The organism is Streptomyces colwelliae, assembly GCF_048158785.1.
Taxonomy (GTDB): domain Bacteria; phylum Actinomycetota; class Actinomycetes; order Streptomycetales; family Streptomycetaceae; genus Streptomyces.
The window spans coordinates 1-15,098 of record NZ_JBLTJC010000093.1 but is presented as its reverse complement, the minus strand read 5'-3'; the positions used below and the strand labels follow the sequence as shown (position 1 = coordinate 15,098).

Below are 15,098 nucleotides of genomic sequence, written 5' to 3'. Positions count from 1 at the left end.
GAAGCCGTCGCCGGGCAGGCCGGAGCCCGGTGCGTGGTGCGGTGGTGTCAGGGCGCCTGGGTGGTGCGGGTGCCGGCGGGCGGTGGAATCCCGGAGGCCGACGAGACGGGTGGCCGTTGTCCGTCGTTCCCGGTGTTCTCCTCGGTGGATTCGTTGTCGGCGACGGGTGTGCTGGTCTGCGTCCAGCTGTGCAGGATGTCGAGGTTGATCGTGAGGATCATCAGGGCGAGGAGGATGGTCTGGGCGACGCGGCCGTGGGCGAGGCGTCGGGCGGGGTCGGCGATGTTGACGCTGTGGGTCTTTGCTCTGCCGTTGAGTCCCTCGATGTTGGCCCGGGCGGGCCGGTAGGCGTCCTGCCAGGACGGTTGGAGGTAGGGGCGGTCCTGGCGGAACTTGTCGATTTTCCCGAGGTCACCGGGGTGAACGGTGACCGTCGGCTGTCGGCAGATCTTCGGCAGCTGCTCCGGAGCCGGTGGCCGCAGCCGTTCGGTTATGGGGATGGGGACGGTGGGTTTGGCCGCGGTGTGGGCGGCGGTGGCGCGCGGGTTGGTGAGGTCGACGGTGACCGGCCGGGCGGCGGCGGTCTGGTGGACCTGCTGGAAGCGGGCGCAGGAGAGCGAGGGCGAAGGCCCGGCGGCCGGGCACTGCAGACGGACCGTGCCGTGCGGGTCCGGGTTCTGCTTGCGTTTGAGGAAGAACGGGGTGCGGGCCGCGATCAGTTGGGTGAGCGGTTCGTCGTCGCCGACTTCGCGTACGGCTTTGTCGTCCAGGTTCGTGGTGGCGCGGACGAGGGCGTCGGGCATCGCGGGGCAGGCGAGCGAGCCGTCGACGAGGAGAGCGCCGAAGGCGGTGGAGCCCTGCAGGCCGCGGTGTTCCTGTTTGTAGTCGAGGACGAGCTGGTAGCCCAGGCGGCGGGCAGGGACGGCGAAGTGGGCGGGGAGCTGGTCGGTGTAGGCGCGGTCGGCGGCCAGCAGTCCGGCGGGCAGGCTGAGGCCGTGGGTGGCGAGCCGGGTCAGGGTGTGCACCGCGTTCGGGCCGACGCGTTTGCCGGGGGTGTCCAGGACCAGGCCGAGGGCGAGCTGGGGGTGGCGGCTGACGCGTTCGCCGGCCAGGTCGGCGCCGTCGCCATGGCGACGGCTGGCGGCGACGAGAAGTGTGGCGGAGTGTCCGAAGATGCCCTCTTCGGCGCCGCCGCAGTAGTGCCAGCCTGCGGTGAGATCGACGGAGGCGAGTTCACGGCGGCGGCTGGGAGGGTGGTGCCAGGACGGGATCGGGGTGGTGTCGGCGCCGATGTCGCCGGGCCAGCCGGTGAACAGGCCGCGCCGGTGGGCGAGTTGGACGGTGACCAGCACCAGGCGGTCGCTGATCTCCTGCAACAGGGCCCGGCGGCGGACGTGTTCGGGGTCGTTGTCCTCCCATGCCGCGGCGATGACGGTGGCCTCGGCTGCGGGCAGGCGCCGGCGGCGCTCGCCGCGGTGCGGGTCCAGAGCGGTGGTCAGCCGGTCGAAGGCGCGGTAGACACGGCGGGAGAACGCGAGACGGGTGTGCGGGTCGGCGCCGGTGAGGTCGGGAACACCGAGCCAGGAGCGGGCGGTGGGCCGCAGGTGGTCGGCCAGGATCCGGAAGGCGTCGGCGAGGTTCGCGCCGTGGCCGTAGTGCAGTGCCAGCAGCAGGCCCACCAGCACGGTGCGCACCGGGAGCCCGTCCGGGCCGGGGCGGCCCTCAAGCTCTTTGTCGATCAGGGGCAGGATGCCCGAATCGTGCAGCAGTGCGTCAAGCTGGCCGACCTTCGAGTCCGGGATCACCGGCGGGGCGTCGGTGACCGTCCGGGGACGGCAGCTCCGCACCTTCTGTGCGTTCCGCCAGGCGCGGGGCAGGGTCATGGGTCCGGCCCGCGCAGCAGCCGCATCGCGGTGGCGTCGTCGAGCGGGGGCACGTGGTGCTGGTAGCGGGCCAGGGAGGCGGCCGAGGCGAGCCCTGCGGCCTTGGCGATCAGGTCGTGGTCGATACGGGCGGCCATCAGCTCCACGATCCACGTCGCCCGCAGCCGCCCGGCCGACACCGCGGGCAGCGGGGCGGGTGGACGGTGGATGAGGGACCACGAGCCGATGAGGTTCTTGGCGTAGGCGACCGAACGGCGGGGCCTGAACAGGTAACCGTCGCCTGCGGCCCGTGCGAGTTCGTCCAGGACCTGGTCCCAGGCGGCGCGGGCCACCAGTGGCACGAGCCGGCTCGCTCCGGTGTGCAGCAGCGGGCCGCCAGGTCGGGGCCGGGCGAGACTATCGCCACGGCTGGCCGCCACCTCGCGTGGTGTCAGCCCGAGCCCGGCTCCGAGTGCCAGCAGGGCGAGTCCGTCGGTGCGCTGCTGGCGCGGCAGATGCGCCGCCCAGTGCCGCAGCCTGGCCAACTCCGCTTGTGTGTAGGGCTGGTGGGGGTTGACGTTGGCGTGCAGCCGGGCCGGCGCTGTCTCGCCGCGTTCGCTGAAGGCCAGCGCGTCTCGGACCCGCAGCAGCCACGTCCGGTAGGTGCGAACCGTGGACGCCTCGACCCCTGCGGCGAGGGAGAGGACGAACGCGTCGATGACCTCGTTGCGCAGCCATGCGTCCGGATCCCGCTCCAGCCCCGCCGCCTCCGCCCACAGAGCGAGGCGTCCGGTGATGTGCAGCAGGCGTTCCACGTCGTAGGGGACCGCTGTGACCGTCGCGGCGACCACCGAGCGCACCAGCGGCGCGATGTCGCCCCAGACGGCGGGCGCCTTCCTGGGCCGGTAGCGGGTGATCTTCGCGGACGTTTCGGGATCAAGGACCACGGTCCATGCATACCGGCTGGACAAGCAGCCATTCCACAGCTGATCGACTTCGACGGACAGGATGGTGCGCACATGGTCGGCGGACGCGCCCGCGCACTCCCCCCGCGGCAGCTCACCGACGATCCGGAAGCCTGGCCCGAGCAGCCCAGTACCGACCCCGCCGCCGAAGCCGTTCGGCACATCGCCCGCGCCCTCGCTGGCGTCCTTCGCGAGCGGGGGCTGAGTCTGCGGGCGGTGGCGGAGGGCTCCGGTGTCAACCGGCAGGTCATTGCCGACCTGCTCGCCGGACGCTCCTGGCCCGACATCGCGACCGTCGCCCGCCTGGCCGCCTTCACCCGCGCCGGACTCTGGCCGCCGCCGACGGCCGATGACCGTATGAGGAAACATTGAGCCTCGATCCGTGCCCGGACCTGCCAACCAGCAGACCGGGCATGGCGATTTCGCGACTCAGCACTCCGAGCGGACTGCACGGCAACTACGCTCGAAGGGCGCGAGCCGCCCTTCGACTGGGACCTCACGCAACCGGCACCGTCGAGCTGATACCTCGGCGGTGCCATCCCGCCCGGCAGACGGACCGCATCACGGCGGCCATCCGGGCCTTCCTGCTCAGGCTGCTCCAGGCACCTCCCCGGCGTCACCGGTGTGCTCCCGCGCGGCGGGCGTGATCGCGAACCAGGCCGGTGACACCTCGGCCACCAGCCCCTCCTTCGCCAGCTTCTTCAGCCGCGAACGTGTCGTCTCCACCCGCTCCGGATGCTCACCGATCGCCTCCCCGATGTCCTGCACCTTCAACGCCTGGTTCGCCCCCGCCAGCAGCACCAGAATCCGCTCCCGCGCCACCTCCAGATCCAACGGACCCGGCGGCACGGCCGGTTCTCCACCGACCTGGCCGGTGTGGCCGGGTGCAGAACCCGCGACCGGCATCGGACCCGGCTCCCGGGCGACACTTCCACGCCCGTCGCCCATCAATGACGCCAGCGTCTCCCGGGTGATCGCCAGCCGCGCGAGCTGCTCCTCCAGCACTGCGGTCTTCTCCCGCAGTGCCGCCAACTCCCCGCGCACCAAAGACTCTTCATAGTCCAGACGCTTAAACAGCGGCGGTATCGTCATCGGCTGCCTCCCACCCGCAGTACCCACCGACGCTCTCCGTGGCCCCGGCCGGACCGGGACCCTTGGGTCACCGTAGAAGCAGACCAGGCATGATCGCAGAAGGTGACCACCAACGACCCCAACCGACCACAACAGGCCGCCTCGCGCCCGCAAGATTCCACTTTGTAGGGCTTCTTGTCTGCGTTACCGTCATAAGTGATCTATTTTCGGTTACTGTTGTGATCTCTTGGTTCATGGCCCGATCCTCGACTGAGGAAGCGGGCCCCGTCCTGCCACGGCCCCAAGTGCCGTGCCCCGGCCCGCAGTCAGTGGTGATGCACCATGACCGAGGAGACCGAGAAGGTCGGAAACGTCAGCCAGTCCCGCTACGAACAGATCGTCGCCGAACTGCGGAACGTGGTCGAACAGCAGACACGCGGGCAGTTCACGATAGGTGACGGAGCCCTGGAGATCGAACCGATGCGGCAGCGCGGCGGCGAGAACGCGGCAGACACGCAGTGGACGGTCAAGGCATCGCTGACGCGGCTGGCCGAGGACATCGGCCTGTCCTTCAGCGCGGTGAGCTCGGCGCGCTGGACGTCGTCGCGGTGGCCGAAGGAGCACCGGCAGACCGGAGTGTCCTTCACGGTCCACCGCATCCTCGCGCGTATCGAGAACGATACGGAGCGCTTCGCGGTGATCACGACCCCGCCGAAGGGGAAGTTACGGTGGACGCCCGACGACGCCAGCCGACAGGTGGGACAGCAGGTCGAAACGCCCGTCACGCCGCAGGAGAAGATCACCGCAATCCATTCCCTCGCCCAGGACGAGGAGATCGCAGCGGCAGTCACCACGGACTTCCTCAAGCGTCCGCAGGTCGCGGCCAAAGTCACGCCCGAGAACAAGGTCCGGGCAGTCGAGGAACTCACCCGAGACGAAACGGTCGCTGCGAGCGCGGCCGCCGGCCTGCTGCGTCGGCCGGACGTCGCGTTCAAAGCAATGGGCGACGACACCGCCAGGTTCCAGGTCAACCACGCCCAGGCGGAACGCGGCCGCCAAGCCCGCGAGGACTTCGAACAGACCAACCCGGTCGCCCCTGCCGTCCGGCAGATCGACCGCACCGTGGAGTTCCTGAACCTGGTCACCGCCTGCCACGCCTTCGTCGCCGCGGCCGGCCGCACCGTCCCCGGCCTGCGCGACCGCACCCTGGGCGACGACGAACGCACCATCGTCCACGAGAACGTCGCCCGCGTCCGCGCGACCCTCGACTGGATCGAGACCGCCGTCGACACCGGCAAGGTCGACATGGACGACGAACTGACCCGCCTCCTGCGGGGTGAATAACCGTGCCCAAGCGCTCCCCGACCGCGGAGCGCCACGCCGACCTCGTCCGCACCGCCCTCCTCAAAACCGCACCCGCCGGAATGACACTGCTCGAACTCGCCGCGGAGTGCGGCCTCAGCCGCTGGCAGACACGACGCGCACTCGCCGCACTCAAAGACGCCTGCGCGGAGAAAAGATGGCCACCCCTCCTCTGGACACGCGAACGCGACTACCACTTCTGCGCAAGCGAACCCGAACTGGAGGCATGGGAACGAGCCTGGATCAGCGAGCGACTCACCCAGTTCCGCCGCATGCTCACCGGCACCCTCGGACCCCACCTCCAACTGTTCCCCAACAGCACCTGGGCCGAATACCTCACCGCCCAGGTACGGGCGATAGAATCCAACCTGGAGATGGCCTCCAGGCCCGGGGCCCACTGAACCGTCCCTAAGGCCGCCGCCGGGGCTCGTACCGGGCGGAACCTGCCTGCGATCTGGCCCATGGCCACCTCGAACGCCTCCCGCCATCGGGCGGGATCCATGCTGCGGCCACCGTCTCGTCGTTTGTCCACACAACTCACGATGATCAACGGTGGCCGTACCGATCCCCGCGTCGGCCCTCACCAGCAAGATCACGATCTGCAGGGCAGCGATTCTGCGGCTGCAAGGGCTCCATTGCCGGACAGCACGGCCAGAAAGCGCTTGCCCCAGGGAAGGCGATCACGGCAAAATGCTTCCCATTTGCTAGCGCATCGCAGGTCTCGGCCCGGGGGGAATCGTGCGGCGTTCCACGCAGAGTGCTGTCGAAGATCCAGAAACCGGCGCAACCCGCCCGAAGTCGGTCCTGGCCCGCAACCGCGCATTCCTCTTCCTGTGGTCCTCGGAGTCGATCAGCCTCCTGGGCAGCGAGATCAGCGTCGTGGCGCTGCCATCGCTGGCGGTCCTTGTCCTGGGCACCGGAGCCCTCGGGGTCGGCGCACTCGTGGCACTGCAGTGGCTGCCGTTCGTACTGCTCGCGCCGATCATGGGCGTCTTCACCGACCGACTGCGCCGACGGCCGCTGATGCAGTTCGCCAACATCGCCCGCTGCGTCATCCTCGGCTCACTGCCACTGGCCGCCGTCCTCGGCCACCTCACCCTGGCGCACCTGTACGTCGCCGCGCTGCTCAAGGGCGTCTTCGACGTGGTCTTCCAACTGGCGTACCAGGCGTACATGCCGCAGGTACTCGACCGCGCCGACCTCGTCGAGGGCAACGTCAAGACCCAGCTGAGCAAGTCGATCGCGATGACGGTGGGCAGGGCGGCCGGTGGCGGCCTGGTCAGCCTGACCGGCGCTGCCCGGGCCCTCGCAGCCGACGCACTGTCCTACTTCGCCGCCGCCGTACTACTACTGTTCATCCGCGAGAAGGAGCCCAGGCCGGCGCCCACTGAGCGAGGCCTCGCCGCCACACTCCGGGACATCCGGGGCAGCGTCGCAATGACCCTCGGCAACCGCGTGCTGCGATCCCTCACCCTGATGGCGACCTTCGGCAACATGGCGGTCTCCTCGACCCTCGCGATGATCATCGTGTACGCCTACCAGGACCTCCACTTCTCCGCAGGGCAGTTCGGCCTGGCGTTGAGCCTGGGCAGCGCCCCGGTCCTAGTCGGCGCGGCGCTGTCCCGGCGGATCAATGGGCGGTTGGGGATGGGGCGCACGCTCGTACTGACGCACGCGCTCCTCGGCCTCGCGTTCATACTGCTCCCGGCCGCCACACTGGGCGGCAAGCCGTTCGCATTCGCGGTCGTCGTGGTGTCCCAGAGCATCTCCAGCTTCACCGGGCCACTCACCAACGTCGCTCTCATCACGCTCATTCAGAAGGCAACGCCCGTGCACGCGATGGGACGCGTCACTGGCGTCGCGCTGCCGTTCATCTGGGGAGCCAACGCGCTCGGCCCTGTCGTGGGCAGCACCGTCGCCGCGATGACGGGCAACGCGGTCGCTTTCATCCTCGCGGCCGTGCTGGCCTGGGCAGCCATCGGATGGATCTTCAGGGGTGCTGTCCAGCGGCTCACCGACGACGTGCCGGACCACCTCCGGATATCCGCCTGATCGAAACGATGTGCCAACCGCTGTCCCTGGCCGCCCGGTGAGGCTTCGTGCCCGTCATGACCGGCAGCGACAGCAGGATCTGCCGACAGGGATGAACGGACTCCGGTACCTGGCTTCGAACGAGTCCTCTGGCCCCGATTGGCGATCTTCGGGGCCTGCTGTGAACGAGGTGATTGGCCCCACTTGAGCCGGTGCCCGTGAGAGCCGCGCGCGGCTTTCTTTCTGGCCGCGGTGTCAGAGGCAGACACCTGGTGCTGCACCAGATCGCTCGGAAATGTCGATGAGAGCCGACAGCACTGGCGCATGTCTGCCGTAGTTGGGTGACCTGTTCCGCCATCGCCTGCCGGTGATCTTCGCTGATACGGTCCGGTCATGCCGCGCCTGGTGGAAGTTCCTGGGTACGTACGATTCTGGACCGCCTCGGCGGTGTCTGCTTTCGGTTCTCAGGTCACGGGGCTGGCCTTGCAGATCCTTACCGCCGTGACGTTGAGCGCGTCTGCCACGGAGGTGGGCATCGTCAACGCCGCCCGCTGGGTTCCGTATCTGCTCTTCGGACTCGTGGCCGGGGTGGTGGTGGACCGCTGGCGGCGCAAGCCGATGATGGTCGCCACGGATCTCGGAAGGGCAGTCCTGCTTGGTGCGATACCCGTGATGTATGCGCTGGATCGGCTCAGCATCCCCGCGCTGTGCATGTTCGTTTTCGTGTTCGGGGTGCTGTCTTTGCTGTTCGAGGCGGCGAACCAGTCGTATGTGCCGCAGTTGGTGCCAAGAGAGCTGCTCAACGCGGGGTATGCCCGTGTGCAACAGGCCGACGCGGTGGCCGGCTCGTCCGGCCCTCTGATTGCCGGGGTACTGATCAAAATCATGGGAGCGCCGCTTGCCGTGCTGGTGGATGCCCTCACCTATCTGATATCCGGCCTGCTCCTTGCTTCGGTGAAGGCGCCCGATCCCGTCCCCGATCGAGGCGCACGGCGCAGCCTGGGCAGCGAGCTGCGTGAGGGGGTGGCGTGGGTCTACCGGCATCGCACGCTGGCGTCCATCGCCCTGACCTCGCATGCGATGCTCCTCTTCAACAGCATGGTGAGCACGGTCTTCGTGGTCTTCGCCCTGGATGACCTCAAGATCGGGGAATTCGGTCTGGGGGTCACCTATGCCTGCGCGAGTGTCGGCGCGTTACTCGGCGGTGCGCTCTCCGGGCGCGTGGCCAGAAGACTGGACGTCGGCGCCACTCTGATCGTCTTCCGTCTGCTCGCCGCCATCGGCTGGCTGCCTTTGGTCCTGGCCGAGCGTGGGCCGTGGGCGCTTGCCTCCGTGTCGCTCGCCTTCTTCATCGTGTCCCTGGCCATCGGCAGCGGAAGCCCGGTGGAGATGAGCTACCGCCAGGCGGTGACACCCGACCGGCTGCGCGGACGGATGAACGCAACGATCCGCTCGATGAACTGGGGAATGGTAGCGGTGGGGGCACCACTTGGCGGAGTACTTGCCGACCAGGTCAGCTATCGCTTCGCCCTGTGGATCGGACTGTCCGGAGCAGTCATCCAGGCACTCGCGCTGGCGGTTTCTCCCATTCGGAGGGCCCGTACTGCGGACGAACTCGATCCCTCGACAGCTGACCTGACACGGCACGGCGCAGAAGCCGCTGCCGGGGAGGGCAAGGACTGATCAGCTCGCGGTGGCATTTTGGGCCCTGGCGGCCCTGGTGTGGGCGAGGCGGTAGGAGTCGCTGCCGGTCTCGATGATGTTGCCGCCGAAGGTGAGGCGGTCCACGATGGCCGCGAAGAGCTCGACCTTGGATCTCGGGCCGTCCATCCGGGCCCCCTGACTCTCGGAAGCACGTCGATGCTCCCACCGCAAGGCCGCCCCTGGGGCCACTTCTGACGAACACTCAAACCCCGATCAAGCCCCAGGGGCCACAGAACTCGTTCCGATGGGGCCGGAGAAGTCATTCACAGCCAGGTACCCCTTCCGCAATGCCGACACGATCCACAGCTGGAGTATCGGCGACGGGAAACGATCACACGGCAGATGGGAAGCGACCTTCGAACCGGTCTCCGCCCCGCAGGCCAGACCGATTCGTGAACACCCCACCGCAGCTGAGAGCCCCAACCGGGTTGATCCGGTTGGGGCTCTTCGGTGTTCTACGGCAGTGATGGGCGACGGCGTTGACCTTGCCCGAGGGAACTTGTCAGGATGCGCGCCATGTTGCAGCTCAGTGAGCAGACCAGTCACGGCGGTCAGGTGTTCTTCGTGATCTGGGGGGTGGGCGCACTGGTCATGGGATCGGTGTTCGCCTCGAAGAAGGGGTCCGGCTGGGCTCGTGGGGTGATCGTGTCCGGGCTCCAGGAGAGACCTGTGCTGCAGGCTCGGGCGCGGAGGTTCGGTGGCGTGCGCGTGATCGGCGGGGCGCTCGCTGTGGCGGGGCTGATCGGGATCGTGTCGGGGATCGTCATGCTGTCCCGGGGCTAGAGCGCCCCGCCCTTGGCTCATGGGTGCCGTGGAGCCGTAAGGGCTCACAGTGCCTTCGCGAAGCACCGGCTGTCGTCGTGGAAGCGGTAGTAGCCGAACTTCGCGCAGGGCTCGTAGCCGCTGGACGTGTAGAGGGCGATGGCCTCCGGCTGCTTGGTGCCGGTTTCCAGGACCATGCGGGTGCGGCCGGCCGTGCGGGCGTTCTCCTCCAGGGCGGCCAGCATGCGGCGGGCGAGGCCCAGGCCGCGGGCCTGCTCGATCACGTACATGCGCTTGAGTTCGGCGTCGCCGTCCTCGTTGCCCTCGCCGTTGGCGTCCTGGGAGCGCCAGCCGCCGGTGGCGACGGGGTCGTCGTGCTCGTCGTACGCGATGAGGTACTCGCCGTTCGGCGGGGTGAAGTCCGACGGGTCGAGGACCGTGGCGTCGCCGCCGTCGCCGTAGCGGGCGTGGTACTCGGCCTGGACCTGGTCGTTCAGCTTGACGGCGTCGGGGTGGTCGAACGGGACGGGGCGTATATTCATGCCGAGTATCGTACTTCTATGCGTAGGGAGGGTCTGCGAAGGTCTGTGCGGGGGAATCTGGACTCCGTCCAGTGTGCCGGTATTGTGCGCGAGTGCTCACTGTGACCTCTGCCAATGTGAACGGACTGCGGGCCGCCGCGAAGAAGGGCTTCGTGGAGTGGCTCGCGGAGACCTCCGCCGATGTGCTCTGCCTCCAGGAGGTGCGAGCCGAGCCGCAGCAGCTGCCGGAGCACGTCCGCGTCCCCGAGGGCTGGCACGTCGTGCACGCCCCGGCCGCCGCCAAGGGCCGCGCCGGCGTCTCCCTCTACACCCGCCGCGAGCCGGACCGTGTCCAAGTCGGCTTCGGGTCGGCCGAGTTCGACGGCAGCGGCCGTTACGTCGAGGTCGACCTCCCCGGCGTCACCGTCGCCAGCCTCTACCTGCCCTCGGGTGAGGTCGGCACCGAGCGGCAGGACGAGAAGGTCCGCTTCATGGGCGAGTTCCTCGCCTATCTCAAGGGGCTGCGCCTGCGGGCCGCCGCCGACGGGCGCGAGGTCGTCGTCTGCGGTGACTGGAACATCGCCCACCAGCCCGCCGACCTCAAGAACTGGCGCGCCAACCAGAAGAACTCCGGCTTCCTGCCCGAGGAGCGGGAGTGGCTGGGCGGTGTCTTCGACGCCGAGGACGGCGGCTACGTCGATGTCGTACGTGGTCTGCATCCCGACGTGGACGGGCCGTACTCCTGGTGGTCCTACCGCGGGCGGGCCTTCGACAACGACAGCGGATGGCGGATCGACTATCACGTCTCGACGCCCGGCCTCGCAGCCAAGGCGGTCAAGGGGTACGTCGAGCGCGCGGCCACGCACGACGAGCGCTGGTCGGACCACGCGCCCGTGACGGTGGTCTACGACCTCTGAGGTCCCTGGCCGCCGCCGCGGGTCTGTAGTCGGCGGTCCATCGCCATCGACAGTTCCGCCTCCACGACGCTCTTCGCCAGCGGTCGTAGCCGTTGCAGGTCCTCCGCCGTGCGGCCCTCGGTGAGGACCAGGTCGGTGAAGAGTTCGGCGAGGGCGTCCGTGTGGGCGCGGACGCGGCGGCCGGCGCTGAGGACGTCGGCGAGGGGGATGCCCTCGCGGACCAGCGCGGCCGTGACGTCGAGGAGGCGGCGGCTGATGTGGACGATCTCGCCGCCGTCGGTGCCGAGGTAGCCGAGTTCGAGCGACGCGGCGAAGTTCTCCGGGGTCGCCTGGTCGCCGAAGTAGTCGGCGAGGGCCTCCGGGGTGAGCCGGACCGGGGTCTCCTCGGTCGGCGCGCCCAGCCCCAGCAGCTCGCCGACATTGCGGCCGTGGTCGAAGGCCTCCGCCAGTTCCGCGATGCCGTTGAGGGTGTGGCCGCGCTCCAGGAGCGCCGAGATCGTGCGCAGCCGGGCCAGGTGCGTCTCGTCGTACCAGGCGATACGGCCTTCCCGGCGCGGCGGGTGGATGAGTTTGCGCTCGCGGTAGAAGCGCAGGGTGCGCACCGTGATGCCGGCCTCCTCGGCCAGTTCCTCCATGCGGTATTCGCGCTTCTCCGCCTGCTCTGCCTTCTCCGCCACGCCCGCACCCTACGTCGTACCGTCGGTAACTTTCGTCGTCCCGCCCCCTACCCATCGGTAAGGAGCTGCTCTACGCTCCGATTGCGCCAGTGTTCACTGGCGTGGTTGCGTGGGTCGTATGGAGGGCACGGGATGACCGAAAACGAACACGAACGCGAGCATGTGCGGGTGGCGGTGATCGGGTCCGGGTTCGGCGGGCTGGGAGCCGCGGTGCGGTTGCGGCGCGAGGGGGTCACCGACTTCGTCGTCCTGGAGCGCGCCGACAGCGTGGGCGGGACCTGGCGGGACAACAGCTATCCCGGCTGCGCCTGCGACGTACCGTCCCATTTGTACTCGTTCTCCTTCGCGCCGAACGCCGACTGGCCGCGCACCTTCTCCGGCCAGGAGCACATCCGCGCCTACCTTGAGAACGTCGCCGACGTCTTCCGGCTGAGGCCCCACATCCGCTTCAACTCCGAGGTCAAGATGATGACTTGGGACGCGGAGCGGCTGCGCTGGGACATAGAGACCACCGGCGGTTCCTACTCCGCCGACCTCGTCGTCTCCGCCACCGGGCCGCTGTCCGACCCCAAGATCCCGGACATCCCGGGGCTCGACTCCTTCCCCGGCGAGGTCTTCCACTCGGCCCGCTGGGACCACGACTACGACCTGCGCGGCAAGCGCGTCGCCATGGTCGGCACCGGCGCCTCCGCGATCCAGATCGTGCCGGCGATCCAGCCCGACGTGGAGCGCCTCACCCTCTTCCAGCGCACCCCGCCCTGGGTGATGCCCCGCGTCGACCGCCCCATCAGCGGCGCCGAACGCGCCGTGCACCGCGCGCTGCCCTTCACCACCCAGGCCCGGCGCGGACTCCTGTGGGGGCTGCGGGAGTTGCAGGTGCAGGCGTTCACCAAGCGGCCCAACGAGCTGGGAATCGTGGAGCAGTTGGCCAAGCGGAACATGGCCCGCTCCATCAAGGACCCGGCCCTGCGCGCCCGGCTCACCCCCGACTACCGCATCGGCTGCAAGCGCATCCTTCTCTCCAGCACCTACTATCCCGCCCTCGCCCGATCCAACGTCGATGTCGTGGCAAGCGGGTTGAGCGAGGTCCGCGGCTCGACCGTCGTCGCGGCCGACGGCACCACGGCCGAGGTCGACGCGATCGTCTTCGGTACGGGCTTCCACGTCACGGACATCCCGATCGCCGAACGGGTCGTCGGCGCGGACGGGCGGACGCTCGCCGAGGTATGGGCGGGTGGAATGCAGGCCTTGCGCGGGGCCTCCGCGGCCGGGTTCCCCAACTGGATGACCATCATCGGGCCCAACACCGGCCTCGGGAACTCCTCCATGATCCTGATGATCGAGTCCCAGCTGAACTATCTCGCCGACTACGTACGGCAGTTGGACGTCCTGGGCGGCCGTGTTGCCCTCGACGCCCGGCCGAGCGCGGTGAGCGCGTGGAACCGGCGCGTGCAGGAACGGATGAAGCGGACGGTGTGGAACACGGGCGGCTGCACCAGCTGGTACCTGGACGCCTCCGGCCTCAACACCACCATCTGGCCCGGCACTACGGCCGAATTCCGCAAGGCGACAAGGCGAGTTGACCTCACGGAGTACGAGGTGGTCCGGGCGAAGGCCGAAAGGAAGGCGGAGGCGGAGACGGAGGTGGCGAGCGCGTGAGTCGTCTCATGCACGTCTCCTCCGGGCCGTACGCCCCGCCCGTCCCCGCCCGCGAACTCACCGTCACCTCGGCCGACGGCTCCCGGCTGCACGTCGAGGTGCACGGCCGCGAGGACGCGCCCGCCGTCGTCCTCTCGCACGGCTGGACCTGCTCTACGGCCTTCTGGGCCGCGCAGGTACGGGACTTGGCGGTCGACCATCGCGTCATCGCCTACGACCAGCGGGGTCACGGGCGCAGTCCGGTGGCCGTCGCGCACAGCACCGACGCGCTCGCCGACGACCTGGAAGCCGTACTGGAGGAGACGCTCGCGCCCGGGGAGAAGGTCGTGATCGCCGGCCACTCCATGGGCGGGATGACCGTGCTCGCGGCTGCCCAGCGGGCGCGGTTCCGGGAGCACGTGGTGGCCGTTCTGCTGTGCAGCACGGGGAGTTCGCGACTGGTCGACGAGTCGCTCGTCGTGCCGTTGCGGGCCGGGCGGGCGCGGACCTGGCTGACCCGGAAGGTCCTCGGGACGCGAGCGCCGCTCGGACCGGTCACGCCGGCCGCGCGGCGGATCCTCAAGTACGGGACCATGGGCCCCGGTTCGGCACCGCACATGGTCGAGGCGTGCGCGCGGATCGTGCACGCGTGTCCGCGTGCCGTGCGATACGCGTGGTCGCGGGTTCTCGACACGCTCGATCTCGACCACGGCGTACGGGAGTTGGCGGTGCCGACGGCCGTCGTCGTCGGGACGGCGGACCGGATGACGCCGCCGGTGCACGCGCGGGCGCTGGTCGCCGCGCTGCCGAACTGTATTGGGATCACCGAGTTGGCCGGGCTCGGTCATATGACGCCCGTCGAGGCGCCGGAGCTGGTCAGCGCGAAGATTCGCGAACTGGTCGCTTCGTACGTGGAGTTCGATCAGGTTGAGGAGGGCGCATGAGCAGCAGGGTCAGCCTTGAGGGGCAGGTCGCGGTCGTGACCGGGGCCGCGCGGGGTGTCGGTGAGTTGCTCGCCCGTAAACTCTCCGCGCGCGGGGCCAAGTTGGCGCTCGTCGGGCTGGAACCGGACGAGCTCAAGCAGGTCTCCGAACGGCTGCACACCGACAGCGACCACTGGTACGCCGACGTGACGGACCACGAGGCGATGGCCCGGGTGGCGCGTGAGGTCAAGGAACGGTTCGGGAAGGTCGACATCGTCGTCGCCAACGCGGGTGTCGCGAACGGCGGGCCCTTCCTCGACTCCGATCCGGTCGCGTGGCGGCGGGTGATCGAGGTCAATCTGATCGGGTCCGCGGTGACCGCGCGGGCGTTTCTGCCGGTGCTGATGGAGAGCCGGGGGTATCTGCTTCAGATCGCCTCGCTGGCCGCGATCACGCCGGCGCCGATGATGACCGCGTACTGCGCGTCCAAGTCCGGCGTCGAGGCGTACGCGCACAGTCTGCGGGCCGAGGTCGGTTACCCCGGCGAGGCGCAGCATGACCGGGCCGAGGGCCGCGATCAGGACCGGCAGCGGGGAGACGGGGGCGAGGGTGAGCGGGTTGTGGACGGTGAAAGTGTCGTTCTCGACATCGACCATGTCCGTTCC

The 15,098-nt window shown here is 69.2% G+C and carries 15 protein-coding genes and 1 pseudogene; 10 read left to right on the top strand and 6 right to left on the bottom strand.

Features of this window, described 5'->3' with window-relative positions; translation table 11 throughout:
• Positions 1-47 precede the first annotated feature (47 nt).
• Both ACNFOC_RS20760 and ACNFOC_RS20755 read right to left on the bottom strand, forming a co-directional pair.
• Complete coding sequence (locus tag ACNFOC_RS20760; protein ID WP_416960584.1) at positions 48-1,883, bottom strand: hypothetical protein; 1,836 nt, start codon at positions 1,881-1,883, stop codon at positions 48-50.
• Entirely contained in the window at positions 1,880-2,809 is a 930-nt protein-coding gene (locus tag ACNFOC_RS20755; RefSeq protein WP_416960583.1) for a hypothetical protein, read from the bottom strand. The genes ACNFOC_RS20760 and ACNFOC_RS20755 overlap by 4 nt, the downstream gene beginning before the upstream one ends.
• 72 nt (positions 2,810-2,881) lie before the next feature.
• Between ACNFOC_RS20755 and ACNFOC_RS20750 the strand changes: the two genes are divergently transcribed.
• The gene (locus ACNFOC_RS20750; RefSeq protein ID WP_416960582.1) at positions 2,882-3,199 is read left to right on the top strand and encodes a helix-turn-helix domain-containing protein; all 318 of its coding nucleotides are present in this window, start codon (positions 2,882-2,884) and stop codon (positions 3,197-3,199) included.
• A gap of 216 nt (positions 3,200-3,415) precedes the next feature.
• On the opposite strand, the gene ACNFOC_RS20745 is transcribed toward ACNFOC_RS20750, so the two are convergent.
• Positions 3,416-3,871, bottom strand: a complete 456-nt coding sequence (locus tag ACNFOC_RS20745) for a hypothetical protein (RefSeq protein ID WP_416960581.1) — start codon at positions 3,869-3,871, stop codon at positions 3,416-3,418.
• Between the two features lie 369 nt (positions 3,872-4,240).
• Here ACNFOC_RS20745 and ACNFOC_RS20740 point away from each other — a divergent pair, with 369 nt between their 5' ends.
• The 4 genes from ACNFOC_RS20740 (at position 4,241) to ACNFOC_RS20725 (ending at position 8,974) form a co-directional block, all read left to right on the top strand.
• Positions 4,241-5,242 (top strand): DUF6192 family protein, encoded by a 1,002-nt coding sequence (locus tag ACNFOC_RS20740; RefSeq protein WP_416960580.1) that lies wholly within the window; start codon positions 4,241-4,243, stop codon positions 5,240-5,242.
• A gap of 2 nt (positions 5,243-5,244) precedes the next feature.
• Entirely contained in the window at positions 5,245-5,661 is a 417-nt protein-coding gene (locus ACNFOC_RS20735) for a RacP protein (RefSeq protein WP_416960579.1), read from the top strand.
• A gap of 337 nt (positions 5,662-5,998) precedes the next feature.
• Entirely contained in the window at positions 5,999-7,312 is a 1,314-nt protein-coding gene (locus ACNFOC_RS20730; protein ID WP_416960578.1) for an MFS transporter, read from the top strand.
• A gap of 372 nt (positions 7,313-7,684) precedes the next feature.
• A complete protein-coding gene (locus ACNFOC_RS20725; RefSeq protein ID WP_416960577.1) occupies positions 7,685-8,974 on the top strand; it encodes an MFS transporter in 1,290 nt (429 codons plus the stop codon).
• Here ACNFOC_RS20725 and ACNFOC_RS20720 read toward each other — a convergent pair.
• Positions 8,975-9,094, bottom strand: a pseudogene (locus ACNFOC_RS20720) (IS21-like element helper ATPase IstB); the annotation flags it as partial.
• A 417-nt stretch (positions 9,095-9,511) separates the two neighbouring features.
• Between ACNFOC_RS20720 and ACNFOC_RS20715 the strand changes: the two are divergent.
• Positions 9,512-9,778 carry a hypothetical protein gene (locus ACNFOC_RS20715; protein WP_416960576.1) on the top strand — a complete coding sequence of 89 codons (267 nt, stop codon included), beginning with the start codon at positions 9,512-9,514 and terminating at the stop codon, positions 9,776-9,778.
• 44 nt (positions 9,779-9,822) lie between these two features.
• Here ACNFOC_RS20715 and ACNFOC_RS20710 read toward each other — a convergent pair whose 3' ends face one another.
• On the bottom strand, positions 9,823-10,299 hold the full coding sequence (locus ACNFOC_RS20710; RefSeq protein WP_416960575.1) for a GNAT family N-acetyltransferase: 477 nt from the start codon (positions 10,297-10,299) through the stop codon (positions 9,823-9,825).
• Between the two features lie 92 nt (positions 10,300-10,391).
• Here ACNFOC_RS20710 and ACNFOC_RS20705 point away from each other — a divergent pair, with 92 nt between their 5' ends.
• Positions 10,392-11,195 carry an exodeoxyribonuclease III gene (locus ACNFOC_RS20705; protein WP_416960574.1) on the top strand — a complete coding sequence of 268 codons (804 nt, stop codon included), beginning with the start codon at positions 10,392-10,394 and terminating at the stop codon, positions 11,193-11,195.
• Here the strand turns inward: ACNFOC_RS20705 and ACNFOC_RS20700 are convergent.
• Complete coding sequence (locus ACNFOC_RS20700; RefSeq protein ID WP_416960600.1) at positions 11,183-11,830, bottom strand: MerR family transcriptional regulator; 648 nt, start codon at positions 11,828-11,830, stop codon at positions 11,183-11,185. The two genes, ACNFOC_RS20705 and ACNFOC_RS20700, sit on opposite strands and share 13 nt — an antisense overlap.
• 174 nt (positions 11,831-12,004) lie before the next feature.
• Between ACNFOC_RS20700 and ACNFOC_RS20695 the strand changes: the two genes are divergently transcribed.
• From ACNFOC_RS20695 to ACNFOC_RS20685, 3 genes are all read left to right on the top strand, one after another.
• Positions 12,005-13,531, top strand: coding sequence for a flavin-containing monooxygenase (locus tag ACNFOC_RS20695; protein WP_416960573.1), 1,527 nt, complete (start codon positions 12,005-12,007; stop codon positions 13,529-13,531).
• Positions 13,528-14,454, top strand: coding sequence for an alpha/beta fold hydrolase (locus ACNFOC_RS20690; protein WP_416960572.1), 927 nt, complete (start codon positions 13,528-13,530; stop codon positions 14,452-14,454). The genes ACNFOC_RS20695 and ACNFOC_RS20690 overlap by 4 nt, the downstream gene beginning before the upstream one ends.
• Positions 14,451-15,098: SDR family NAD(P)-dependent oxidoreductase (locus tag ACNFOC_RS20685; RefSeq protein ID WP_416960571.1), on the top strand; the 648-nt coding region annotated here is incomplete at its 3' end. The genes ACNFOC_RS20690 and ACNFOC_RS20685, both read left to right, overlap by 4 nt.